This is a genomic window from Candidatus Fermentibacter sp., assembly GCA_030373045.1.
In the GTDB taxonomy this organism is placed as follows: domain Bacteria; phylum Fermentibacterota; class Fermentibacteria; order Fermentibacterales; family Fermentibacteraceae; genus Fermentibacter.
On sequence record JAUCPW010000005.1, the window covers coordinates 32,332 to 57,518 of the forward strand.

The following is a 25,187-nucleotide window of genomic DNA, read 5'->3' on the forward strand; positions in this document are numbered from 1 at the left end:
CGTCGAACCGCTCTGCCAGGCTATTCCCCCACTACCGCCACGGGGGCGTCGTGAGCCAGGGAGTAGTGTCCCCCGGTGATCACCTGCTCGCCCTCCGACACGCCTTCGACCACGGCGGTGAATCCCCTGCCCGAGCCGGCCGTGGTCACGTAGCGCCAGTCTGCCCTGCCGTCCACCACGGCGAAGACCATCTCGCGGCCGTCGCGCACCAGCACGGCCTCCGCGGGCACCAGGACCTGGTCGGGCACCTGGGAGGTCACGATCTCGACCCTGGCGGTCGCGCCGGGCCTGAGGCCGGGGAGGGGCGGGAGATCGACGATCACGCCGCCGGAGCGCGTCGAGGGATCGATCGTGGGCGAGACGGAGCCGACCGAGCCGACGAGGGTCGAGTCGCCCAGGGAGGGCACCGTCACGTATGCCCTGGCGCCCACCGTGCAGAGCGCGAGATCGCGCTCGTCCAGGTCTATCTCGGCCTGCAGCGCGGTCATGTCCACCACAGAACCCAGCACCGTGCCGGGATAGACCGTGACGCCCTCGCGCACCATGACGCCCGAAACCACGCCGTCGAACCCCGCGGTCAGGGCCGCGTTGCCGTACTGCGTCCTGGCGCGCGCAAGGTCCGCCTCGGCCTGCAGGAGGCCGGTGGTGCTCCTGAGCATCTCGCTGCGCTCGTCGGTGATCTCGCCCGAGCTGTTCGCCACCTCGAAGTCGTAGACAGCCTGGGCGGACCTGTACCTGCTGAGGGCGTTCTGCAGGTCGGCGGCCTGCGCCCCTGCCACTATCCTGAACACGGTCTGCCCCCGCAGGACCGGGATGCCCTCCGCCTCCGGAGCCTGGGAGACCAGCCCCTGTATCTGGGAGACCATCTCCTGCGTCCTCGCCGAGCTGACCCTGCCGGTGGCCTCGACGACCTGGAAGAGGGTGTCGCGGGCCAGAGTGCAGGCCGTCACCGGGAGGGGTGACGGCTCCAGCGCCTCTGCCTCCTCCTCCTCCGCCTTCCCGCAGGCGCAGAGGAGGATCAGGGCGGCGAGCGGAACGTACAGATTCTTCATCTCGGGGTGGTTCCCTCCTTCGTTGTTATCTGTATCAGCGAGGGCAGTGCCACCAGGACCAGCAGGGTCGAGGTGACCATCCCCGCGACCACCGTGAAGGACAGGGTGCTCCAGAGGTCGTCCGATCCGGCGACAGGCCAGATGATCAGGGGCAGGAGCCCCGCTATCGTCGTGAGGCTCGTCTGGAGAACGGGGCGGAGCCTCTCACCGACCGCCCGGTCGAGGGCCTCCCGCGTGGAGATGCCGGCCTTCCGGTGCCGGAGGAAGCAGTCGACCAGCAGGATCGAGTTGTTGACGGCTATGCCCACGAGGAAGACGCTGCCGACGTACGCCTGCGGCGTGAAGACCCTGTCGAAGGCCCAGAACCCGGCCACGACGCCGATGAGGGCCATCGGGATGACCGCCAGCACCCACAGGGGCGCGGTGAGTGATTCGTACAGCACCGCCGTGACGGCGAAGACCGCCAGGATCGCGACGAGGACCAGCAGGTTCAGGTCGGTGCCCGACTCCTCCTCGCGCAGCCACCTGGGGACCCACGTCGTGTCCTCGTAGACCCTGTAGCCGTCGGGAAGCTCGAGGCTCTCGAGGAGGGTCCTCCTGAACCTGGCCCCCATCCGCTCGGCCCCCATGAAGGTGTAGGCGACCGTCCTCAGGTACTCCCCCTCCTCGCGGTCTATGGAGCCCTGGACCGATGCCGTGTCAAGGGCCACGAGGTCGCCCAGCCTGACCGATCCGCCCCCGGCCGTCCTGATCCGGCTCTCGAGCACCTCGGCCAAGGCGGGGTTCCGTTCGCCGCCTATCCTCAGGCCCAGGTCGAGGCGTCTGTCCCCTATCTGCACCTCCCCGCCGTAGCCGCTCGGGAGGTTGTAGCGGAATGCCGCCAGGAGCTGCACCGGGTTGAGGCCGAGATCGGCCAGCTCCTGCCTGTCGAAGTCGATGGAGAGCTGCGACCTGTTGGCCGACATCCTGTTCCAGTCGATGTCCACGTCCGCTATCCTGGGATGCCTCCCCATCAGAGAGGCGATCGAGCGTGCGATGTTCCGCAGGCCCTCGTAGTCGTAGCCGCGCAGCTCGATGGTCTGCACCATCCCCGCGGAGGTCGTGGTGCGCCAGTAGCCCTCGGGGCTGATGCCCCCCGCGTAGATCTCCTGCACGCCGCCTACCGTGGATGCGTGGGCCATCACCTCGGCCTCGATGCGGAGGGCGAGGCCCGATTCGAGCGACGATTTCGAGCAGACCGAATAGACCACGGCCGTCTCACCCGTGACGTACGTCCGGGTGGACTCGATGCCTTCCCTGCCTGCGAGAAGGGCCTCGAAGCCCCGTGCCGAGCCGTCGACCACATCCTGCGGAGTGCCGGGGGGGAACTGCATGTAGACGGTGATGGTCTCGCGCTCGAACGAGAAGCCCCAGTCCCTCCCCTTGTCGATCTCCCTTATGAAGATCCACGCCGCGCCCAGAGTGAGGGCGATCACGCACGACATGGGCAGCCAGGGCCTGTGGTGCAGCCTCGTGATCACCCGTGCCAGGACGACGTCCCATCGCCTCTGCCGTATCCAGCTCCCCTCCCGCCAGCGGCCCGCCAGGGACGGGACGAGGGTGAGGCAGACGATGTAGGACGAGACCAGCGTGGCGGCCATGGTGAAGGCGAACGGCCTGTAGTAGAGCCTCAGGATGCCCTCGCTCGCGAGCAGCGGGACGAAGGCGACGAGGGTCGTCAGGATTCCGCCCAGGATCGGGAGGGCAACCTCCTTCGCTCCCGTCGTGGCCGCCTCCAGGGGGGCCATGCCCTGCCTCCTGCGGTAGGCGACCGCCTCCATGACCACCACGGCCCCGTCTACGAGCAGGCCGAAGGCCACCGCCAGGGCGCTGAGGGTGAGCACGTTGACGGTGTAGCCCGCGAGGTAGACCGCCGTGATCGAGAGCGAGGCGGAGAAGAGTATCGAGCTGAGTATGAGCACGTTGTTCCTGATGCCGGGGTTGAGCAGCAGCAGAACGGCCATGATCGCGGCCAGGCAGACCAGGCCCCTCCAGGAGAGGGCTGACAGGTCGTCCCTTATCTGCTCGGTGCCGTCCTCGATCAGCTCCAGCTCGACGCCTTCCGGCAGGGCGCCCCGTATCCCGTCCAGGCGGGCCATCACGCGGTCCGCCACGCGCACGGCGTTGCTGCCGGGGGTCCTGTCCACCCTTATCGTGATCTGGTCCAGGCCGTCGTACCTGAAGATCGTGTACTGGTTCTCGTCGAACATGATCGAGATGTCGCGCGAGACGTCTCCGAGGGTGACGAACCGCCCGCCCCTGGAGGCCACTATCAGCTCTTCGAGGTCACCCAGGTCGCGGGGCACCGAGGTCATCCTGACCACGGCGTCGCGCCCGGTCGTGTCGGTGACGACCCCCGCGTTCCGGTCGGTGATCCCGGCGTCCAGCGCCATCATCACCTCGGCCAGGGTCAGGTCGAGCTCGCGCAGGGCGTCCGGGTCGATGTCTATGACCACCTGCTCGGCTCCGAGGCCCTGCACCTCGACGGCTCCGACCTCGTCTATCCTCTCGAGGGCCGGCACTATCTCGTCCTCGGCGAGCCTCTTGAGGGCCTGACCGTCGCTCCCGGCCAGGGCGAAGACGAGGAACCCCTCGCTCTCGAGCTCCTGCGGGAGCACCGGCGTCACGCTCGAGGCCGACACCTCGGGGGGAAGGTCCTCCGACAGGAACGAAATGCGCTCCGTCAGCTCCATGGACGCCACGTCCATGTCCGTGCCCTTGCGGAACGAGATGGTCACGCTGCTGGCCCCGGACTCCGAGCTGGAGGAGATCTCCTCCACGCCCTCGACCTGCCTGGCCACCTCCTCGATGGGCCTGGTGACCTCCTCGCACACCGCCTCCGGGTCGGCCCCGGGCCACGTCGTGAACACGCTGAGCTTGGGCAGCTCCGTGTCCGGGGTGCCCTCGATGGGTATGCGCGTGTAGGAGACCACGGCCAGGATCAGCAGGGCCGCGTAGACCACGGCCGTGCCGCGCGGCCGGGCGAGGATGGAGTCTATCATCCGCGGGGGGCGGGCCGGATCACGGCCGTCCGCCCCTGCCGTAGATCAGCTTGAAGGCCGCGGGCACCACGACGAGCGTGAGGAGCGTGGCCACCGTCATGCCTCCTATGACGGCGACGGCGAGCGGCTGGCGGAGGGTGCCCCCCGTCCCGATGCCGACGGCCATAGGCAGGAGGCCGAGGATCGTGGTCGTGCTGGTCATCAGCACCGGCCTGAGCCTGTCGCGCCCCGCCCCCACCACGGCGTCGGCGGGTTCGAGCCCCTCCCGCCTGAGCTGCCCGATCCTCTCGACGAGAAGGATGCCGTCGTTCACCACGATGCCCGAGAGTATCACCACTCCTATGCCCGACAGGGCGTTCCAGCCCTGCCCGGTCAGGAGCAGCGCGAGTACGACGCCTATGAGTCCCAGCGGCACGGTGAACATTATCACGAACGGCCCCTTGAACGACTCGAACTGGGCCGCCATGAGCACGTAGACCAGGGCGGCGGCCAGGATCGCGGCCAGCAGGAGGCCCCGCGAGGTCCTGTCCATCTCCTCGACCTCGGGTCCGGTGCGGAGGGTGACGGGGGCCTGCCCGCCGAGACCCGCCGCATCGGCCGAAGCCCTGCCCGAGAGGCCCGCGAGATTGCCCGAGGACGAGCTGATGGAGAGCGAGACGGCCCTGTTGCCCTGGTAGTGCTCGACGTAGCCCGGGAGCTGGCGCCTCTCGACGTCCACGAGCCTCCCGAGAGGGACCAGGATGCCTCCGGCATCGGTCGCCCTCGCGAGGGCGTCCTCGAGGGGGATGCCCTCGCCCGTGTCGGACAGCACCAGCACGTCCACCCTCTCGTCCTGCCTGTAGTAGGTGGTGGCCTCGAGCCCCCTCGCCATGCTCTCGACCCAGTCGGAGACCTGTCCGGGATCGAGGCCCAGCAGCGACATCAGCTCGGCGTCGAACCTCAGCAGGATCTCGGGCCTTCCAGGCAGGTATCCGGTCTCGACCGACTGGACCCCCGGGTACCCGGCGACGAGCCCGGCGAGCGCCTGTGCCGATGCGAGGTCGGCCTCGAGGTCCTCTCCCTCGACGTATGCAGTGAAGCCCCCGCCCCCGCCGAGGATCTCTCCCAGCAGCGTCTCGTGCGGCGTGGCGGTGAGCGGGAAGATCTGTCCGAGAGCCCAGGCCGGGGGCAGGTCGCGCATCGCGCGCGAGGCCTCGCCGGGGCTCTCGTATGTTGCGGTCAGAAGAGCGTCCACTCCCTCCCTCGACCTCACGCCGGCCCTTCCGGAGACTGCGGTCGCCCCGGACCGCGACGCGAGATCCATGGCCCGTTCGGAGAACAGCACGAGGTCGTCCACCGGGGTGCCCTCGGGGGCGGAGAAGGAGAGGTCGATCTGCTCGACGGGGATGGACGGCAGGAGCTGCCTGGGCAGGAGGACCGCAGGAACCGCGGTGAGAACCGCGAGCAGCGCCGATGCGGCCACGACCCTGCCCGGACGGGCGAAGGCGCGCCTCGCCAGCCCGGCGTACCAGTCCCTGAGCTTCGCGGTGGGGTCGCCCGAGGGCACCGATGGGTACCGGGCGGCGAGGAGGGGCACGACGGTGACGGCCACGAGCAGGCTCGCCACGAGGGCGAAGCTCACGGCGAGGGCCTGGTCGCGGAAGAGCTGGCTGGTGACTCCCTCCAGGTATACGACAGGGAAGAAGACCACGAGGGTCGTCAGCGTGCTCGCGACGATCGCGCCGCCCACCTCGGACGTGCCCTTCACCGCCGCCTCGACGGGGCCGTCCCCCCTCTCGCGCCTCCTGTGGATGGCCTCGAGCACCACGATCGAGTTGTCGACGAGCAGGCCGGTGCCGAGGGCGAGCCCTCCGAGCGACATGATGTTGAGCGTGATCCCGCTGAGGTAGAGGGCGAAGAGGGCCACCGCCACGCTCAGGGGGATGGATATGCCCATGATGACCGGGCTCCTCCACTCCCGCAGGAAGAGGAAGAGCACGGCGAAGGCCAGGATCGAGCCCATGATCAGCGACTCGATGACCCCGTCGATGGACTCGGTGATGAACACGGCGTCGTCCTGGAGGACCTCGATCCTGACGTCCGGGTAGCGCTCCCTCATCTCGTCGAGGACCTCGGCGACGCGCCCGGAGATGTCGACCGTGTTGCCCCCCGACATCTTGCGTATCCTGAGGATGATGCAGCGCTCGCCGTCGGCGCCGGCCCACTCCGTGAGGGGCTTCTCGGCGAGCGACACCTCGGCTATGTCTCCCAGCACGATCGGCGACGAGCCCCTGAAGCCCACCACGGTGGCCTCGACGTCCTCGAGGCTCTCGAACTGGCCCTCGAGGGAGAGGAAGAACTCCTTCTGCCCCTCGCGCACGAGCCCGCCCGGGGTCCTGGCGTTGGCACCGGCCAGGGCGGCCGCGACGATCGTCGGGCTCACGCCCATCTCCTCCATCGCCCCGTCGCGCAGCCTCACGAAGACGGCGGCCTCGGCGCCGCCCTCCATCTCGCAGGCCGCCACCCCGTCCACCTGCTCGATCCTCGTGGTTATCACGCGCCTGACGAAGTCGGTGGTCTCGGTCCAGTCCCCCTCGCGCGAGACCAGGATCTCCATGAACGGGCGCCTCGAGGGGTCGTACTCCACGAGCGTGGGCCGGCCGGCCTGGTCGGGCAGCGACCATCCCGCAACGTCGAGCTTCTCGCGGACCTCGAGCCTGGCGTAGTCCATCCTGGTGCCCCAGCCGAACTCGAGCGTCACCCTGCTGCGGTCGCCGTAGGACCTGGACGTGTAGCTGCGGAGGCCCCTGACCCCCGCTATCGACTGCTCGATGGGATCGGTGACGAGGCGCTCGACCTCGTAGGGGCTGGAGGGGGGGTAGGTGGTCTCCACCGTGAGCCTGGGGTACTCGACCGACGGCAGCAGGTCGACCGGCGTCCTGAGGACGGCCACGGCCCCGAGCACCAGTATCACGACGGCGAAGACCGCGACGGCGACCGGCCGTCTGACGGCCGAATCGGTGATCCTCATCGGCGACCGCCTTCTCCGGGAGTCTCCGGGTTCTCTACTTCCTGCCGCTTGCCAGGGAGACGATCGTGTAGACGACCGCGATGCCGATCAGGCCGAGGCCGGCCAGGCCGACGCCCGTGTGGTTCGTCCCGAATCCCGCGGCCGCCACGATCCCGCCCAGGATGCCGAAGAAGAGGTCGAAGTTGAGCACCTTGGCACTCTTGCCGACGGGGTATTCGGCGGCCACCACCGCGCCCGAGGCGGCGTTGACCAGCACCCTGTAGTCCCTGCCGCCGTACCCGTACACGATCTCCCACATGGGGAGGTAGACGAGCTCGGTGCCCTGGACGGTTACAGTGGTGTCGCAGTCGGTGATCTTCGTGGCCTTGCCGCTCGCCTTGGCGTCGTGCGCCTGGATGATCCTGGCCTTGGCCGTCTCCTCGGCGCGCGCCTGCACTATCTGCCCGTTGACGATCCTGAGGCCGGAGTCGGTGATGCCGTCGAGGCTGAAGGGCGTCTTGCCCTCGAGGAGGTTCGCGTTGGGTGATGTCTTCGAGCCCATCCCGAAGGAGAAGAAGAACTTCCGCCAGTCGGGGAACAGGCACTTCTGCCCGGGTTCCAGGAACTTCAGGCCCCAGTACTCGGCCTCGTCCTCGCGGGCGTAGACCGGCCAGGTGTAGTTGTCGCTGAAGCGGCCGTCGGCCGGCTCCCAGTACTCCTCCGTGCGCCTCTGCTGGCCGGAGCCCACGGTGCGCGACCTGCGGTTCATGCCCCGCCACGAGGTCGACGCGAAGGACTTCACGATCCAGTAGGGCAGCACGCGGCCCGAGACCGACTTCAGGTCCGCCGCGTCGCCGAGGCCCCTGGGCTTCAGCCTGCCCTCTGAGAGCCAGGTGCGCGCCGTCTTCACGGCCGCGTTCTCGTCCAGCTTCGGCCTGATGATGGAATGCGACTGGATCGTCACGATCTGGTCGAACCCCGCGAGCATCGTGGCGGATCCGCAGTGCTCGCACGTGAGCACCGACTCCCCCTCGACGTACCCTATCGGGGCGCCGCAGTTGGAACAGTTCAGGGTCTTGTTCTCGGAAAGCGCCGTACCGGTCTCGGCCATCTCTGCTCCCCTCCGGGTTGGGTCTGGCGGACTGGCGTGCGGCAGGGCCGCGGAGGATGCGATGCGCCTATTCTATCAGACCGGGGGAGCTCATGGCCAGAGGAGTCGGCTGACATCATGCAAGGGAGCTTCCGCGGTTCACCGGGGATCTCATCCGAGTGAGTACGCCTGGGCCCTCTCGCGGCCTGCCCTGCCGGTTCTTCTCCTGCAGGCCGGCCGCTGTCGGCCCTGCTCATTTCCGACGGCTCGGAAATGAGCGAGGGGCCGCGGTCGCCCGCGGCCCCTCCACGATGTACCGATTTCTAGAAGGCCATCACCCAGTCGAGGATGATGTCGGTGTAGCCGTCGACGCCCTCGGCCTGGAAGCTGTAGTTGCGGGCGCCGAGCTGCAGCGTGTTGTGCGAGCCCATGTGGAAGTTGGCGCAGAAGTCGATGGCGCCGTAGTTGTCCTCAGGGTCGTCGGCGCCCTCGGGGAGCGCGGTCGCCGGGCTGATCTGCTCGTAGCGGATCATGGGGGTGATGGCGGTGATCATGTCGCCCTGGAGGCCGAACGTGGCGCCGCCGGCGACGGTCATGACCGTCTGGTCGTTGTACTCGTAGCCGTCGGCCTCATCGACCGCGTCACCGAGCATCAGGTACTCGCCGGTGAAGTGCAGGTCGATCGTCTCGGTGGCGGGGTACCCGACCAGGCCGTAGACGTCGATGCCGGTGCCGCTGACGGTCTCGTCTTCCTCGGCCTCGGAGTCCTCCGTGTGCATGCCCAGGGCCGCGCCGATGGTGATCCACTCGGCCGGCATGACGGTGCCGTGGACGGTGAACTGCTTGTTGCTGTCGGTCTCCTCGGTGTCGACCACGCCGTTGGTGTAGGCCGCGTCGAGGGTGAACATGTCGAAGTCGCCCAGGAGCATCAGGCCGATGTCCCTCTTGCCGTAGTCGGAGAATATCCCGACGCCGGAGCTTGTGTAGAGGGGCCTGTCGGGGAACAGCATGGCGGTGGTGGGCTCGAGGTAGCCCCAGCCGAACATCCTCTTGAACTGCCCGCCGCGGATGCTGAAGCCGTCAGCCGGGGTCATGTTCAGGTAGGCGTCGGTCAGGACCACGCTGTTGTCGTTCGCGTCGAGGCCGAGCTCGGCCTTGGCGGACAGCATGTCGTTCAGGGTCGGGGTCCAGGCGATGTCGCCGTCTGTGGAGAAGCCCATGTCGGGATCGGCGTCTTCCTCGCCCCAGACGTCGAGGCGGAAGATGCCGTAGCCGTTGAACTTCCACATGTCGGCGCCGCCGGTCGTGAACTCGGCCGCGAACGCGCAGACCGTCACCAGGGTGAGCAGAACTAGAGCGGTTCTCATCGATTTCCCCTCCGTGGGAAGAATTGTCCGCTTCCTCCGGTGCATTGCATCCCGGAGAATGAAAGAACATATAGCCCATGACAAAAAAAGCAAAGCCCCCGGGGGGTAGTGATGCATCCCGACGCGTTCTTCGCCTTATCGGCCTTCGTCCTGGGCCTCTGCGTGGGCAGCTTCCTCAACGTCGTGGCCTGGCGCGCCCCCAGGGGCGAGTCGGTCGTGGCCCCGCCCAGCTCCTGCCCGTCGTGCGGCAGGAGGATCAGGTGGTACGAGAACATCCCCGTTCTGAGCTGGATCCTCCTCGGCGCGCGGTGCGCCGGGTGCCGCGGCCGGATATCGGTGCGGTACCCGCTCGGCGAGCTGGCCACAGGGCTGGCGTTCGCGGCCGCCGCCCTCCACTCCGGATCGGCTTCCGGGTTCGCGCGCGAGGCGGTCTTCCTCGGCCTCCTGATACTGACGGTGCAGACCGACCTCGCCCACTGGCTGGTCCTCGACGAGGTCAGCGTCGGCGGGACAGCGGCGGGCCTCCTCCTCTCGCTCGCACCAGGCGGCATCGGGATAGTCCGCTCGGCGGCCACCGCCGCGGGAGCCTTCGCGCTCTTCCTGGCCATAAGGCTCGGGAGCCAGCTCGTGCTCCGCGGAAGGCCCTCCTATGTGGTGCCGCCAGAAGGGATGGAGGGCGAGGAGGGCTTCGACGGAGGCATGGGCTGGGGGGACGTGAAGCTCGCGGCATGCATCGGCGCGTTCCTGGGCCCCTGGCCGGCCGTAGTGGCCGTCTTCACCGCGTTCGTAACGGGAGCCCTGGCCGGGATCGCGATGATAGCTACAGGCAGACACCAGAAGCGCCGGCCCATACCGTTCGGCCCGTTCCTCGCCCTCGGCTCCGTGGTCGGACTCTTCGCTGGGGACTCGATCGCCGGCGCCTACCTGTCGCTCTCGGGCCTGCAGTGAACCCCGGAGCCTTCGACGACATGACCGCCGGACGGACTCCGCCCTTCGAGCCGGCCCCGGAGGAGCGCACGGGCAGGAAACGCAACTCCTGCAAGGTCATCGTGCTGGATTCGGGCAGGATTCTCTTCACGCTGAACCGCGACCGGGAGGGCGGGTTCCTGATGCTCCCGGGCGGCGGGCAGAGGTTCGGCGAAACCCTCGTGGAGGCTGCCCGGCGCGAGACGATGGAGGAGACCGGGCTGTCGGTCGAGGTCCGCGGCCTGCTCCTGGTGCGAGAGTACATAGGGGCCAACCACGAGTTCGCATCCGAGGACGGCGATGCCCACCAGACCGAATTCCTCTTCGAGGCCGTGCTCGTCCCCGGCGATCCGGGCGGCGCAGCCGCCTCGCCGTCCATCATGGACACCTGGCAGACCGGGATCGCGTGGATACGCCCGGAGGACCTCGCAGGCTTCCGGATCTACCCCTCGGTGCTGGCCTCGATCCTGCCCGCGGTCGCCGCCGGCACCTACGGGGGGCCCGTCTACCTGGGCGACGTCAACTGACCCGGGCGGGTCAGCGGGAGACCATCAGGAGCTTCATCAGGTCCGGGGAGCAGTAGAGCGCCCTCTGGCCGTCGCCCGACACGGCGATGTCCGACGGCTGGCCGTAGCTCCCGGTCTGGGCCTGGATCTCCCCCTGCATGTCCACCACCACGATGCCGTGCCCGGTGCACCCGGCGAAGATGTACTGCGCATCGGGAGTGACGGCGATGCATTCCGGCGTCCCGGGGAGGCCGACCGTGTAGTCGTGCAGGCCGGTGGACTGGTCGAGGTGCCAGACCTCCGGCAGGTCCGACGGGGCCGCGAACGCTCCGCCCGCGGGGGATGCGCACATGTCGGCCACGGGGCATCCGACGTACGCCTCCGCGAGCGTCCCGAACCCGGAGGGGTCGAGCGCCTTGATAGTGCTGTCGGCGGCATCTGCCACGAAGATCACCGACCCGTCGGAGGTGATGGCGGCGGCCGAGGGCTGCCCCACTCCGGTGGGATCGTTGGAGATCTGGGACCACTGCGTGCCCACCGTCGACACCGTCGAGACCGAGCCGTCCGCACAGACCGCGTAGATGACCGTGCCGTACGGCTTCGTGAGCAGGAACGAGGCCGGGGCGTCGAGCAGGATCGGATCGTGCTCCGCGTAGGTCTCGTCACTGACGTAGAAGAACTGGAGGCCCGAGGCCGCGGCCGCGAATCCCCCCTCCGACGACGCGGTGCAGCACGAGAGCGGCACGCCGAGGTCCACCTTGGCGAGGACGTAGCCCTGGCCGTGATCGAGGAAGTACAGGTCGCTCCCGGCGCAGGCCAGCCCGTCGCCTCCGTCGCTCATGAACGCGCAGACCGTGGGAGTATTCCCGCAGTCGACGTCCTGCAGGTAGAAGAAGGGGAAGTCGACGGTGAAGCTCGGTCCGGTGGTGCCGCACCCCGGGGCCAGCAGTACCGTGAGCGCCGCAAGAGAGAACAGGATACGCCTCATGCTCCACCCTCCAGCAGGCCTCGCATCATGTCTACCGCCTGCACTCCGTGGCAGATCGTGGAAACCGAAGGAGACACCTCACACTCCGTTCAGGAGGCCGCGCATCATCCTCGCGCTGTCTACCGCCTGCGCTCCGTGACAGTTGTTGAAGAAGACGAACACCTTGCCGGCCCTGCCCGACAGCTCCGAGAGGCCCGGCAGCCAGGACCTGAGCTCCTCCTCGCTGTATCCGTAGTCATAGCGAAGTGTTCCGCCGCCCCACCAGTCCCGGGCGTTCCTGCCGTGGAAGCGCACGTACCCGAAGGGGGCGCCGCCCACGGGCACCCGCGGCGGCAGTCCGGGGAGGGCCGGCAGATCGACCGAGACGGGGGCAGCCCCGGACGAGGCCGCGGCCTCGATGCCGGCCAGCCCGTCCGCGTACCACGAGTCGTGCCTGAACTCCACGGCCAGGGGGACGGGAGCGCACCTCTCGACGATCTCCCCCACGCGGGCCAGCGACGATTCCGAACACCTGAACGCGAACGGGAACTGGGCGAGGAGGCATTCCAGCCTGCCCGCCTCCCGGAAGGGCCCGAGCATCTCCGAAAAGGCCTTCCACTGGGCATCCCCGGCGTCCATGGCGTGGGTCATGCCGGAATGGAGCTTCACCGCGAACCCGAAGCCCTCCGGGGTCCTCGCCACCATCCCGGCCGAGGAGGACGGATCCATGATCCGGTAGTACGTGCTGTTGATCTCCACGATGTCGAACTCGCGGGCGTAGAAGGGGAGCATCCCCGCCCCGCTCGTCCCCGGGGGATAGAACGCTCCCTTCCAGTCGTCGAAGCTGTAGCCCGAGGTGCCGAGACGGAACGGGGGGCGCACCGGGGCGCCCCCCGCACTGCCGTCCTCCCCCGTTCGGGAGAAGAGGTCCGGATCAGAGGTCCGTCTTGATCCCAGCCCAGGTCTGCGATTCGAGCGAGATTATCGAGATGCTGTTGACTGCGCCCGGCGTGCCGTGGGACTCGTCGTGCCCTGACCAGTTGGCGTCGGGTATGCCGCTGGCCTCGTCGATGCTGCTGTCCCAGTTGCCGGGATCGGTGCTGGGGTCGGCCGGGTCGAGGCGCTCGAGGGAGGCCCCGTCGCCGTCGCAGTCGGCATACGTGTTGTCGTCGCCGTAGTCGGAGCCCCATGCGGTGGTGTCGTCGTACATCAGCGAGTCGACGACGGCCGAGGAGGCGTCGAGCAGGAGCACCTCGTCCTCGGTGTTGCTCAGGCCCGAGCCCCAGCTGCCCGTCCAGTCGATCAGGGGAACGGAGCCGCCGTAGTGGCCGACGAAGGAGGCCGCGTCGCGCGCGAGCACCCTGTAGCCTCCGGCTGGGATGCTCGTGCCGGCGGGGAAGATCGCGCCCGATCCGGTGTCGAGGTCGGTCATCGTCCAGCCGGAGATGTCCACGGAGGACGATCCGTTGTTGTGGATCTCCACCCATTCGAAGGCCGTGTCGTCACCCAGGGCGGTCGAGGGGTTGAACATGATCTCGTTGATGATCACGTCCGCAGCCGCGGCGCCGGAAAACACGGCCGCCAGGGCGGACGCGAGGACAAGACCCTTACCGCTCATCTCTCCACTCCATTCCGGCCCGCCGCACGCTCAGTGGCGTATCGCGGACAGGGCCCTGCAATTGACGACGGCCCTCTCGCCGTACTTCCGCCTGACCATGTCGGCCGCCCTGTTGAGCCCGTCCGAGCCCCCGTCGAACAGGTCGAGCTGGAGGCACGTGACGGGCGAGAGGTCGCCGAGGGCTATGCCCAGGAGCCTCACCGGCCCCTTCACGGCCTCCGCGGCCAGTTCCCTTGCCAGGTGGAATATAGTCTGGTCCTGGTCGGTGGGGCTCCCCAGCCCCCTGACCCTGGAGTGGTGCGACAGGTCGGGCAGCCTGTACTTGAGAGTGACGGTCCTGCCGGCGAAGCCCTCGTCCCTGGCCCTGCGCCCGACCTTCTGCGCCAGCAGGGCGAGCACCGGAAGGTACTCGGACGGGTTGCGCACGTCGCGGACGAACGTGTGCTCGTGGCTGACGGACTTCGGGGGCTCCTCCTCGTAGAAGGGGCGTATCTCCCTGGTGTCGATCCCGCGGGAGAGGAAGTAGAGAGCCTCCCCCGCGACGCCGAGCATGATCCTGAGCATGGGCAGATGGAGCCCCCTGAGGTTCCCGATGGTGGCGATGCCGTATCCGCGCAGGATGGCGGCCGTGCCGGGGCCCACCCCCCAGATGCTCTCCACGTCGAAACCCGTGATGTCGTCCGGATCGAGGAACCTTATGCCCCTCGGCTTGGCCTTCTTCGAGGCCATCTTGGCGAGGAGCTTGTTGGGCCCTATCCCGACGCTGGCCCAGAGGCCGGTCCTGTCGAGTATCCGATGCTGGAGCTCGATCGCGAGGGCGGCCGGGTCGTACGGCAGGCCGGACGCATCGAGGAAGGCCTCGTCGATGCTCACCGGCTCGACCCTGTGGGTGACCTCGAGGAGGATCGCCAGGATGCGCTTCGTGTAGGAGGAGTACTTGTGGTGGTCGCCCTCGACCACCGCGGCACCGGGGGCGAGGCGGAGGGCCTGCAGCATGGGCATGCCCGACCTTATCCCCAGGGCCTTGGCCTCGTAGCTGCACGAGGAGACGACGCTGCGGAACGCCGGGCTCCCGCCGACTATGACGGGCCTGCCCTGCAGCTCGGGCCTGCCCAGCGTCTCGACCGAGGCGAAATACGCGTCCATGTCGACATGCAGGATGGTCCTGCCCGGCGGGTTCCCCGGCGTGATGGCGCTCACGTGGCACCATACCCATAGTCGAGGCGCCAGCTCATGCTCGACGTGTCGAGGTGGATCTCGTAGGCGTCGCCGGACATGGTGTTCACCATGTAGTGGAGGTTCCTGTAGACGCCGTCGCGGCTCTCCCACGAGGAGGACACCCGCGCCACCCTGTAGACCCGCCCGTTCCAGCGGAAGCGGCAGGGCAGCACGCATCCGCTGCGGAACCAGCAGATCACCTCGACGTTCTCGAGTATCTCCTCCGTCACTCCCGGAACACCTCCGGGCCGATGATACAAACATCTGTTTGCATGTCAAGCCCTCGAGAACGCTTTTAACTCCTTTAACTTTCTCCGGCCCGCTCGGAGTCCTTCCAAGCCATAAGACCTTCTTTTACAACGATATGACGAGGCCGACCGGGATGACCGGCATCATCCCTGCAGGTGAGAGTCGAGGAGAAAGTTAAAGGAGTTAAAAGCGTCCTGGGGGGTGGCGTTCTCGAGGGTGGGCGTGGGGCGTCAGTCCCCGCGGCGGAGCGCCCTCCTGAGGCGCCAGAGGTCGCGCAGCGCGCGGCGCACCCTCTTCCGGAGAGGGAACGGAGTAGCCCTGATCTCGCGGAGGTGGATCGGTATCTCCCTCACCGCGAGGCCGGCCCTCTGAGCCCTGACCACGAGCTCCGTGGGGAAGATGTCGAGCTCCATGCCGCATGCCGGCAGTATCGTGCGGATGCTCTCGAGGCGCATCACCTTGGGGCCGTGGGTGTCGGTCCCCCTGTAGCCCAGCATCAGCCTGAGACACACGGTGAGCGCGAGCGTCGCCGCCTTCCTGACGAGCGGCCGCCTGTCGTTGCGCCCCGCCAGGACCTTGGAGCCCTGGACTATGTCCACGGGACCGGTTTCGAGAGCCTCCAGCCCGCGCTGCCAGAAATCCCCGTCCAGGACGTCCAGGTCGTCCGTGATGACTATCGTGCCTGACGCCCCGGTCAGCCCCCTCCGCATCGCGAGCCCGTAGTTGGGCTCGGACAGCCGGATGGTCCTCAGGCAGGGGAAGCGTGCCGCCAGGCCGTCCAGCAGTTCCGGAGTCCCGTCCGTCGATCCGTTCTCGACCACCGTGACGAAGGCGCCTTCGGGCAGGTCCGAGAGCACGGGCACGAGCTGGGCCTCCAGGATCCCCTCCTCGTTGAACACGGGGATGATCAGTTCGAGTGTCGTGCCGCGGGGGATCGTCAGCATGGGACCGCCTCCAATTCAATGCACCTCTTCCGGTTTCCTGCGGATCACGACCCGGGCCGCCAGGATGCTCAGTTCGTACAGGACGTAGAGCGGCGCGGCCAGCAGCACCTGCGTCAGCGGGTCGTTGGGCGGGAGGATCGCTCCGAGCACCAGAAGGCCGACTATGACGTGCCGCCTGTACCTTCCAAGCGTCTTCGGCTCCACGATCCCGAGCCAGGCCAGCAGCAGCACGACCATCGGCAGCTCGAAGCAGACCCCGAATACGAGCACGAACTGGACCAGGAAGGACATGAAGTTCGACAGGGTCCAGCTCCCCGTCACGATGCCCCCCTCGAAGCTCCTGAACAGCGCGAGGGTCGGTTCCAGCAGCACGAGCAGGCTGAAGGCCGCCCCGCCCAGGAACAGCATGACCGAAAGGGCGAAGCCCCACAGGAGCACCCTGCGCTCCGCAGGGTAGAGCCCGGGGGACAGGAACCTCCAGGCGTGCCACGCCGCGAACGGCGAAGCTGCCACTAGGCCAGCCGTCAGAGACAGCTTGAGGTTGGCGGTGATGGCCTCGTAGGGCGACAGGGTCTGGAGCCCGACGGGGGAGGTGGAGAGCACGAAACCCATCAGCCTGCCGCTGAACGCGAAGGCCGCGGCCGTGCATGCCGCGACGGCGGCGGTCACGAACAGCAGCCTCCTCCGGAGCTCCTCCAGATGGTCCCAGAAGGAGCCCTCGGCTCCCCTCCTCACGCCAGCTCTTCCAGCGCCCCAGCCAGGAGTTCGCCTTCCAGGTCGCGAGGCAGGAGCGTCGGCCTGCAGTCACCCCAGCCGAATGGGAGTATCCACCGCGTGCCTTCGGGGAGGGCCTTCTTGTCGCGCCTGAGGAATCTGCCGATGCCCGTCACCCGCCTGGGGAGCCTGACCGGAAGCCCCAGGCCGCAGAGGCAGGACAGCACCTCTTCGCAGAAATCGGCGGGGGCGCCCAGGCGCCTCGCCATGGCCGCCGAGGCCAGGATGCCCAGCGCTACTGCCTCGCCGTGGTTCAGGCCGAATCCGGTGGCGCTCTCGAGAGCATGCCCCAGCGTGTGCCCGAGGTTGAGGAGTATCCTTCCGGCATGCTCCTCCGGATCGGCCTCCACGATGCGGGCCTTGAAGGACAGGCAGGCGGCGGCGGCCCTGCGGCTCCACTCCGTGCGCTCGCGCCCGGGCAGCGGCAGGCCGCCGGCTATCTCCCGCAGCTCGGGCTCCCCGCTGAGTATGGCGGCCTTCAGTATCTCGCCGCACCCGCACCTGTACTCCCTCTCCGGGAGGGTGGTGAGGATCTCGGCGCAGATCCAGGCCAGTTCTGCGGGATAGAAGGTGCCGGCCTGGTTCCTGGTGCCGGCCACGTTGATCGCGGTCTTTCCGCCCAGGCAGGCGTCCACCTGCGCCAGGAGAGTGGTGGGCGCGAGCACCAGCCGCGTCCCCCTCGCCCACGTGGATGCTGCGAATGCGCCCACGTCGAGAACTATGCCGCCTCCGACCGCCAGCACCACGTCGTTCCTGGCCAGCCCGACCCTGTGCATCTCGGACCAGATCGCATGCAGCGTCCGGGGGGTCTTGAGCCTCTCGGAGGACTCCATCACGAAGGCTCCGAGCAGCCTGTCGCCCACTCCCCTGAAGATCGCCTGCGAATGCAGGCTCATCACCCGGGCGTCGGCCACGAGGAACACGCGCCTGCCCGAGCAGTCGCGGCAGAAGCCCCTGAAGTCCCGGGCGGCCACCACGCGCGTCTCCCTGCCGACGCTCCAGCCCAGCCTGAGGATCTCCCGCTCCATCAGGGGCCCCAGACGAACCAGATGAACGCCGCCCCCGCCGCGGTTGCGGCCAGCGTGAAGGGCAGCCCCAGAGCTGCGAATCTGCCGAAGGACACCCTGTATCCTTCCTTCCTGAGCATGGACACTGCAACTATGTTGGCCGAGGCCCCCACGGGCGAGATGTTCCCGCCGAGGCAGGCCCCGATCAGCATGCCGAACGACAGGAAGCGCCAGTCGGCGATGCCGAGGTCCGAGGCGACCGAGTGGACGACGGGCAGCATGGCGGTGACGAACGGGACGTTGTCGACGAACGCGCTGACCACGACCGATGAGATCACGATCAGGGCGAACGCCCCGAAGGCGCTGCCGCCCGAAAGCCCCGCGATGAACCTGCCGATCGCGTCGACCACGCCGTACTCCTCCAGGGCGCCCACCATGAAGAAGATGCCCGCCAGCAGGATGACCGTGTCCAGGTCGAAGCCCCTCACGATCTGCCTGGAGCCCCGGACCTCCTCGAGGTCCGTGGCCTTCCTCGCCCTGAAGATCCCGGGCAGCACCCCCCTGTGGCTGAGGGTATGCCAGGTCAGGGCAGCCAGCCCTCCCGCGGCGCATATCAGGCCCGACACGGGGCCGGATGAGCCCTTGAAGCCTGTCAGCGCAAGCCCCGCGACAACGAGGGCCAGTATCACCACGGGGACCCAGCTCGATACCTCCGAGGCCCCGCTCCAGGCGACCGCCCTCCTGCTCCTCCCGAAGACCCGCCAGAGCACGAAGAACGAGGCGACCGCCCCGCACTGGACGGCGAAGAAGATCCCGGGCATGCCGTCCAGCACGAAGAAATCGTTGAACGAGAGGCCTTCGGACGCCGCCAGTATCATGCTGGGGGGGTCCCCCACCAGGGTTGCCGTGCCCTGGAGGTTGCTGGAGATGGCGATGCCGATCAGGAGGGGGACCGGGTCGGCCTCGAGCCTGCGCGAGAGCGCGAGGGCCACCGGTGCGAGGATCATCACGGTGGCGACGTTCTCGACGAACATCGAAACCGCCCCCGCCAGGACGCAGATGAGCAGCGACGCCCTCCCCAGCGTGCCGGACACCGAGACTATCCTCTCGGCCGCCCACGCGGGCGCCCTGGTCTCGATCAGCACCTCGGCTAGGAGCATGATGCCGGAGAAGATGAGGAGGATGTTGACGTCGACCCGTCCCATGAGTGCGGCGAGATCGGGAGAGTCACCGGCGATGGCGCATGCGGCGGAGGCCAGGGCCGCCGCGCACCACACCGCCGGGCCCCTGAGGCGCCCGGCGGTCGAGATGTAGATGTATACCAGCACGAAGGCGGCCGAGAAGATCCAGGCTCCGGGCAAGCGTCAGCTCCCGGGAGTGAAGCTCGTCAGCGTGATCGTGCTGTCGGGAGTCACCTTCCTGACCAGGCCCACGTCGGGTGCCAGCCAGAGCGTCCTCTCCACGAGAAGCGTCTCGGGGTCGAACCCTCCGGTCTGGACCCAGTCGATGGTCCTCTCCTGCTGCTGGATGATGTAGCACTCGTCCCAGGAGCCGAGCTGCCCCAGGCCGGACACGGTGGTCTCGCGTCTCCACCTGTGGCTGATCGTGACTCCCTGCGCCGTCACGTACGTCGATGCGGAATCGACCCTTGACTGGCCCGTGCAGAGCGGGAAGTCGAGATACGTCACCCAGGCCTGGAGCACCGGCACCTCGTATCCGTTGAACACGACCCTGTGGTCCTCGTAGTGGTCGAGCCGGCCATCCTCGGCTGCCCAGTACGCATAGCCGGCGCCGGTCTGGAGCCTGTAGCAGGTGCGCTCGCCGATGACGGTCTGGTCTATCACCGTCGTGATGAGATAACCGCCGCCCTCGACCTCGTACTCCCACTGGTTCCCGATCGTCGTCACGGGATAGTAGTCCGCGCCGAGCCTCAGATAGAGAGGATTGCTCCCGCAGGCGGCCAGGAGCAGCACGGGCAGGGGTAACAGCCTCTTCATCGCAGGACCTCCCTCGAGACCCTGAAGACGAGCGCAAACGCGTCCCCGGACTCGCCTTCGGCGAGAACTCCCCTGAAGTCGAATCCTGCGGCACCCCTGAACCCGGCGCCCATGCCGAACTCCCATCGGAACCCGGCTCGCCAGGACGGGTCCCACGACGCCGGATCGCTGCCGTTCCCCGCTTCGAGCTTCGAACGGGAGTACCCGATCCCGGCTTCGAGGCCGGGACTGAAGCTCGCCGCCCCGGGTCTGAGATGGAAGGCCGCGCTCAGCTCCGGGGTCAGCACCGTGAGAGAGGCGTCGCCGTCGTATTCGTCGCCGTACATCGACAGGGAGACCCCCGGGCCGGCTCCGAACCTGTCGTTGAACATCCAGCGCCCGAAGACCTGCAGATCCAGACCGGTACCGATGTTGTCCCCCCAGCCTCCGGCAGGGAACACCGGCCCGGCCGACATGCCGGCCGTGATCTCCGCCGGTGCGGCAGCGCACAGGGCCGCGAGAAGCGCGAGCGTAAGCCTCAAGGGAACCTCCTCACACTAGATGCGCGGGGCTTCGAACGCCCTTTCGGGACCCGCGACCAGGATCTCCCCGCAGAAACCCGCCGCCGCGCCCGCCGCCTCGAGGGCGAGCGGCGGCCTGTTGTTCTCCTTGCTGAGATGCGCCAGCACCACGTAGCCCAGCCCCCCGTGGGAGACCCTCGCCAGCAGCGAGGATGCGCTGGCGTTCGAGAGATGCCCCCTCGAAGAGGCGATCCTCTGCTTGAGGGGCCAGGGGTACCCGCCGTTCCAGAGCATCTCCTCGTCGTGGTTGAACTCGAGCACCAGACCCGTGCATCCCGCGAGGCTCTCCGCCACGAGGTGGCTCCAGCAGCCGAGGTCGGTCGCGATGCCGAGCCGGCCGCCTTCCCACTCGATTACATATCCACTGGGCTCCTCCGCGTCATGTGGCAGGAGGAAGCTCCTGACGGTGAAGGGGCCTTCGCAGGTCGAGGAACCGGGGGCCAGCGGACGCACCGATGGCACGTCGGCCAGACCCGGAGTCCTTCGGGCGGTTCCGGGGCTGCAGACGACGGGCAGGCCGTATCTCCTCGCCGTCACCCTGGCGCCCCTGACGTGGTCCGAATGCTCGTGCGTGAGGAAAAGGGCGGAAGGCTGCATCCCTCCCGCACCCGCCTCCTCCATCCTGCGCCCGATCTCCCTGCACGAGAGCCCGGCGTCCATGAGGATGGAGTACCCGTCGTGCTCGACGAGCATGCAGTTGCCGTCCGAGCCGCTGGCCAGCATGAAGAGCCTCAAAACGGTATCCTGGCGGTCATGTGGAAAAGCCCGGGGTCGAGGGGATGACGGGCGGCGGTTCCTCCCCCCCAGAACTCCTCGAGAGCGGCGGAGTCGGCGGGAGCAAGAGTGTTGACGCTGTAGACGCAGATGCCGCCGGCGCCGTGTGCACGCGCCGCGCGCGCGCCGACGAGGGCGGATGTCACGCTCTGGTTGTAGACGGCCACGCCGTAGACCACCCTCCCGGGCTCTTCCTGCGTGGTGGACACGGCCAGCTCCCCGGCTCTGGACTGGTTCGTGGTATAGGCCATGGGGCAGACGAAATCGACCAGCCCGCCGCCGAGCCAGCCCTGCCAGTCGCATGCGTAGTCGGTCAGGGCCGACGAGGGATCGGCCATCACGGCACAGGAGAACGTCAGCGATGGATCGGCCGACCTCACCGCGGCCCGCGCCGACCTCACGCTCTCCGTGACCTGCGCCGCCCTGTAGCCGCGCCAGGCCTCGCCCATGCCCTCGACCGCGGGCCTCGTCCTGCCGGGCGCAGGATACAGGTCGACCGGATCGACGCCGGAGGCCAGGAAGAAACCGGCCCGGGCGGCGGGTTCGAATCCGAACGAGGCGTTCGGGTACCTGATGTAGTCGAGATGGATGCCGTCCAGGTCGTATTCGGAGGCGAGCTCCGCGCAGATCGCTGCCAGGCGCGACCTCACGGCGGGGATGGCCGGCGACAGGGTCGCCCCGACTATGTCCGCGGCCTCGCATTCCGAGCGGGAGTAGTCGGCGGACGATCTGCCGCGCAGATCGGCCAGGAACCACTCGGGATGGGCCAGGAGGACGTGAGCTGGGTCGGCCGGCGGATCGGGCGCGGACCACGACAGGAAGGCGTTCACCCAGGCATGGACCTCGAGACCGAGCGGTCCGGCCCGGAGCAGGACCCGGGCGAGGGGATCGTACCTGTCTAGCACACGGGCTTCGGGGAGGACGTCGGAGACGTACCATGCCTCCCCCCTGCCCATCACCTGCACGATGATGCCGTTCGCGCCCGACGCCGCAGCGAGCCCGACCAGGCTGTCGATCCTCGCCTCCGATTCCAGCCCGTCGGCGGACATCCAGAAGTACCGCATGTCCGCGCCGGTTCCGCCGAGCGCAAGAACCGACGCCAGGGCCAGCGCGTTCAGAGGACGCCTCCGGCGGAGCGTGGGAACTCGTCCTTCAGCGGCCTGTCGAAGAGCCCTGCAATTGCATCCTGCGGGCCTGTCGAACCGTCCAGCACCCTTCCCACGGCCGCGGTGATCGGCATCTCGACACCGGCGCGGGAGGCCAGCAGGAGGAGGGCGCCGCAGGTCTCGACCCCTTCGGCGAGGCCTTCGGTATAGGGTCTTCCCGTCGCGAGGCACTCTCCCATCAGCCTGTTCCGGCTCAGCGGAGAAAACAGCGTGGCTTCATAGTCGCCCAGGTGCGAGAGGCCGAAGACGCTTCGCCAGTCGCCGCCCAGAGCCGCCACGAGCCTGGCCACCTCCAGCGGGGCGCGGGCCATGAGGGCGCCCTTGAGCCCCTGCCAGCCCAGGCCGTCCAGGAGCCCGGCAGCTATCCCGACGACGTTCTTCGAAGCCGCCCCCAGCTCGCATCCCGTCATGTCGGCGGACCTGTAGAGCCTGACGAGCCTGCTCCCCAGCCGGTCGGCCAGGAGGGTCGAGGCCGCATCGTCGTCGGAGGCGATCAGCATGCAGGTAGGCTGGCCTGCAGCCAGGAGGGACGGGTGCCCGGGACCGACCCAGGCCGACAGGCTCGCGGGCTCGGGGCCGTTCGCCCTGAAGACCTCGGACAGCCGCCTGCCGGTGCCCCTCTCGAGGCCCTTCATGCAGAGGACGACATGGATCCCGGAGAGATCACGCCCGCCCAGGAGGGAGCAGATCCCGCCCAGTTCGGACGAAGGGGTGGCGATGACGAGGATGTCGGTCTCCAGTGCGGAGTCGAGGTCGGTTGTGAGGACGACATCCGGGGGCAGGGCGAGATGCCGGTTCGCCCTGCTCTCCGCGAGCACCCGGAAGGGTTCGGAATCCGCGGGCTCCCATCCCGTGACGACGAGCCCGCACCTGCTGCCGTACCAGAGATGGAAGCTCCCCCATCGGCCGCAGCCGAGGACGGACATCCTGCCAAGGCCGTTCAAGTGGTCCTCCTCGTAATACAGGTGCCGTTCCGGGTCTGCCCCCGATTCTACCGGGATGGCCCGGCACCGACAACTCGCCGCGGCGCAGGAGCCCTCGTACCCGGCATTGTTGTCGACGCCCGGGGCCGGTATGTTCCATTCGTATCGAAGGCGCCATTCACCAGAAACGAGAGGAGACGACCTGTGAGGACTTTCGGATTGATCCTCGCGTTCTCGGCCGTCGCGATGGCCGGCGCCATCGCCCCCGACCTCCAGCACCAGCTGGCGCTCGCCGGGGATGACGACCTCCTGCCGGTGTTCGTACTCGTGCAGGGCGGCCTGGACGATTCCTGGATCGGCTCGGTGACTGCAGGCATGACCAGGGCCGAGAGGCAGGCCTTCGTGGTCGACGCCCTGCAGGACATCGCGGGCGTCTCCCAGGCAGGCGTTCTCGACGAGCTCGGCCGCTGGGACGAGGGCTCCGTGTCCGGGATCCAGAGCCACTGGCTGGCGAACGCGGTCTACTGCGAGGCTTCGCCCGCCCTCATAACCGCCCTCGCTGCGAGGACCGACGTGGTCCTCGTCGAGAGCGCGGCCGACCCGGAGGCCGGTCTCATCGAACCCGTGGACAGGCATCCAGCGACCGGCGAGGAGCTCGACAAGGCCATAGTCTGGAGCGTCACCAAGATAAACGCCGATGACGTCTGGGCCCTCGGCTACGACGGCACCGGAGTCGTGGTGGGCGTGATCGACACGGGCACCGACTACGAGCACACGGACCTGGCGAACCAGATGTGGGACGACGGCTCCGGCCACTGCGGGTACGACTTCTACGACGACGACTGGGATCCCATGGACGACTACGGCCATGGCACCCACGTCTCCGGCTCGGTGCTCGGCGACGGCACCGGCGGTACGCAGACCGGAGTCGCCCCCGGGGCGCAGTGCATGGCCCTGCGCATCAACTACTACTACGGCGGCGAGAACACCTGGGTGGAGGCGATGGAGTTCGGGACCGAGAACGGGGCGGCCGTTCTCACGATGTCGCTCGGCTCCACCCACGGCAACACGACGCTCCGCAACGCCGAGGCCAGCCTCCTGACCGCGGGCGTCTTCCACAGCGTGGCCGCGGGCAACGACGGCCCCGGCATAGGGACGGTCCTCTCCAGCGGCGACGCGCCCCCGCCCTGGTTCCATCCCCAGCAGACCCAGCACGGCGGCCAGACCGCCGTGGTCACGGTGGGTGCAACCGATTCGAACGACACGGTGGCATCCTTCTCCAGCCGCGGCCCCGTCACCTGGTGGCCGGACTACACGGTTGCCGCGCCGCTGATCGACCCGGACATCTCCGGTCCCGGCGTGGGCGTGATCAGCACCTCCTGGGGCGGCGGGTACGAATCCATGGACGGCACCTCGATGGCGACCCCCCACGTCGCCGGCGTGGCCGCCCTCATGCTCGACGCCAACCCGAACCTTACAGTCTCCCAGATCGACCAGATCATGGAGCAGACCGCCCTCGACCTCCTGCCCGCCGGCAAGGACAACGCCACGGGCTCCGGCCGCATCGACGCGCTCGCCGCGGTGCAGGCCGCCATCGCGGTGGGGGTCGAGACCGCCCTCGAACCCGTCGTCGCGCCCGGCCTTGCCATGAGCGCCGTCTATCCGAACCCGGTCGGCGAGACGGCCCTGTTCGAGATCTACACCGGTGAGGCAGGCAGGGTGGAGATCGAGGTGTTCGACCTGTCCGGCCGCATCGTGGCCGGCTCTACGCTCGGCGAAGTCGAGGCGGGCACGCACGCCTTCGGCTGGACCGTCCCGTCTGATCTGGGCAACGGCATCTACTTCATCCGGTCCACCGTCGGAAGCGTGTCCGACACCGCCAGGATGACCGTGGTAAGGTAGGACCCGGACAAACGAGGGGGGGGGGGGGGGGGGGGGGGGGGGGGGGGGGGGGGGGGGGGGGGGGGGGGGGGGGGGGG

At 68.4% G+C, this 25,187-nt stretch carries 22 protein-coding genes; 3 read left to right on the forward strand and 19 right to left on the reverse strand.

Features of this window, described 5'->3' with window-relative positions; all coding sequences use genetic code 11:
- Positions 1-20 precede the first annotated feature (20 nt).
- The 5 genes from QUS11_01955 to QUS11_01975 all read right to left on the reverse strand — a co-directional run bounded on the left by QUS11_01955 (position 21) and on the right by QUS11_01975 (position 9,539).
- Positions 21-1,052: an efflux RND transporter periplasmic adaptor subunit gene (locus QUS11_01955; protein ID MDM7992055.1), complete on the reverse strand. Its 1,032-nt coding sequence runs from the start codon at positions 1,050-1,052 to the stop codon at positions 21-23.
- Positions 1,049-4,093 (reverse strand): efflux RND transporter permease subunit, encoded by a 3,045-nt coding sequence (locus QUS11_01960; protein ID MDM7992056.1) that lies wholly within the window; start codon positions 4,091-4,093, stop codon positions 1,049-1,051. The genes QUS11_01955 and QUS11_01960 overlap by 4 nt, the downstream gene beginning before the upstream one ends.
- Positions 4,094-4,112: 19 nt before the next feature.
- Positions 4,113-7,103, reverse strand: a complete 2,991-nt coding sequence (locus QUS11_01965) for an efflux RND transporter permease subunit (protein MDM7992057.1) — start codon at positions 7,101-7,103, stop codon at positions 4,113-4,115.
- Positions 7,104-7,137: 34 nt separating this feature from the next.
- Entirely contained in the window at positions 7,138-8,193 is a 1,056-nt protein-coding gene (locus tag QUS11_01970; protein MDM7992058.1) for a hypothetical protein, read from the reverse strand.
- A 302-nt stretch (positions 8,194-8,495) separates the two neighbouring features.
- Positions 8,496-9,539: a porin gene (locus QUS11_01975; protein MDM7992059.1), complete on the reverse strand. Its 1,044-nt coding sequence runs from the start codon at positions 9,537-9,539 to the stop codon at positions 8,496-8,498.
- A gap of 111 nt (positions 9,540-9,650) precedes the next feature.
- On the opposite strand from QUS11_01975, the gene QUS11_01980 reads away from it, so the two are divergent.
- Positions 9,651-10,487, forward strand: a complete 837-nt coding sequence (locus tag QUS11_01980) for a prepilin peptidase (GenBank protein ID MDM7992060.1) — start codon at positions 9,651-9,653, stop codon at positions 10,485-10,487.
- Entirely contained in the window at positions 10,484-11,032 is a 549-nt protein-coding gene (locus QUS11_01985; protein MDM7992061.1) for an NUDIX domain-containing protein, read from the forward strand. Before QUS11_01980 ends, QUS11_01985 begins: the two co-directional genes overlap by 4 nt.
- 10 nt (positions 11,033-11,042) lie before the next feature.
- Here QUS11_01985 and QUS11_01990 read toward each other — a convergent pair whose 3' ends face one another.
- From QUS11_01990 to QUS11_02055, 14 genes are all read right to left on the reverse strand, one after another.
- Complete coding sequence (locus tag QUS11_01990) at positions 11,043-11,999, reverse strand: WD40 repeat domain-containing protein (protein ID MDM7992062.1); 957 nt, start codon at positions 11,997-11,999, stop codon at positions 11,043-11,045.
- Positions 12,000-12,077: 78 nt separating this feature from the next.
- A complete protein-coding gene (locus QUS11_01995) occupies positions 12,078-12,860 on the reverse strand; it encodes a DUF72 domain-containing protein (GenBank protein MDM7992063.1) in 783 nt (260 codons plus the stop codon).
- Positions 12,861-12,912: 52 nt separating this feature from the next.
- Positions 12,913-13,596 (reverse strand): lamin tail domain-containing protein, encoded by a 684-nt coding sequence (locus QUS11_02000; GenBank protein MDM7992064.1) that lies wholly within the window; start codon positions 13,594-13,596, stop codon positions 12,913-12,915.
- 30 nt (positions 13,597-13,626) lie between these two features.
- The gene (gene dinB / locus QUS11_02005) at positions 13,627-14,796 is read right to left on the reverse strand and encodes a DNA polymerase IV (GenBank protein ID MDM7992065.1); all 1,170 of its coding nucleotides are present in this window, start codon (positions 14,794-14,796) and stop codon (positions 13,627-13,629) included.
- Positions 14,793-15,044 (reverse strand): hypothetical protein, encoded by a 252-nt coding sequence (locus QUS11_02010; protein ID MDM7992066.1) that lies wholly within the window; start codon positions 15,042-15,044, stop codon positions 14,793-14,795. The genes dinB and QUS11_02010 overlap by 4 nt, the downstream gene beginning before the upstream one ends.
- A 249-nt stretch (positions 15,045-15,293) precedes the next feature.
- A complete protein-coding gene (locus QUS11_02015) occupies positions 15,294-16,007 on the reverse strand; it encodes a glycosyltransferase family 2 protein (protein MDM7992067.1) in 714 nt (237 codons plus the stop codon).
- Positions 16,008-16,022: 15 nt separating this feature from the next.
- Positions 16,023-16,742 (reverse strand): twin-arginine translocase subunit TatC, encoded by a 720-nt coding sequence (gene tatC, locus QUS11_02020; protein ID MDM7992068.1) that lies wholly within the window; start codon positions 16,740-16,742, stop codon positions 16,023-16,025.
- Positions 16,739-17,809: a 3-dehydroquinate synthase family protein gene (locus tag QUS11_02025; GenBank protein MDM7992069.1), complete on the reverse strand. Its 1,071-nt coding sequence runs from the start codon at positions 17,807-17,809 to the stop codon at positions 16,739-16,741. Before QUS11_02025 ends, tatC begins: the two co-directional genes overlap by 4 nt.
- Complete coding sequence (locus QUS11_02030) at positions 17,809-19,149, reverse strand: SLC13 family permease (protein MDM7992070.1); 1,341 nt, start codon at positions 19,147-19,149, stop codon at positions 17,809-17,811. The genes QUS11_02025 and QUS11_02030 overlap by 1 nt, the downstream gene beginning before the upstream one ends.
- A 3-nt stretch (positions 19,150-19,152) precedes the next feature.
- Complete coding sequence (locus QUS11_02035; protein ID MDM7992071.1) at positions 19,153-19,785, reverse strand: hypothetical protein; 633 nt, start codon at positions 19,783-19,785, stop codon at positions 19,153-19,155.
- Positions 19,782-20,306 carry an outer membrane beta-barrel protein gene (locus QUS11_02040; protein ID MDM7992072.1) on the reverse strand — a complete coding sequence of 175 codons (525 nt, stop codon included), beginning with the start codon at positions 20,304-20,306 and terminating at the stop codon, positions 19,782-19,784. Before QUS11_02040 ends, QUS11_02035 begins: the two co-directional genes overlap by 4 nt.
- A 15-nt stretch (positions 20,307-20,321) precedes the next feature.
- Positions 20,322-21,080, reverse strand: a complete 759-nt coding sequence (locus tag QUS11_02045) for an MBL fold metallo-hydrolase (protein MDM7992073.1) — start codon at positions 21,078-21,080, stop codon at positions 20,322-20,324.
- Complete coding sequence (locus QUS11_02050; GenBank protein MDM7992074.1) at positions 21,077-22,168, reverse strand: family 10 glycosylhydrolase; 1,092 nt, start codon at positions 22,166-22,168, stop codon at positions 21,077-21,079. The genes QUS11_02045 and QUS11_02050 overlap by 4 nt, the downstream gene beginning before the upstream one ends.
- Before the next feature lie 65 nt (positions 22,169-22,233).
- On the reverse strand, positions 22,234-23,229 hold the full coding sequence (locus tag QUS11_02055) for a hypothetical protein (protein MDM7992075.1): 996 nt from the start codon (positions 23,227-23,229) through the stop codon (positions 22,234-22,236).
- A gap of 183 nt (positions 23,230-23,412) precedes the next feature.
- Between QUS11_02055 and QUS11_02060 the strand changes: the two genes are divergently transcribed.
- A complete protein-coding gene (locus QUS11_02060; GenBank protein MDM7992076.1) occupies positions 23,413-25,110 on the forward strand; it encodes a S8 family peptidase in 1,698 nt (565 codons plus the stop codon).
- Positions 25,111-25,187: the final 77 nt, after the last annotated feature.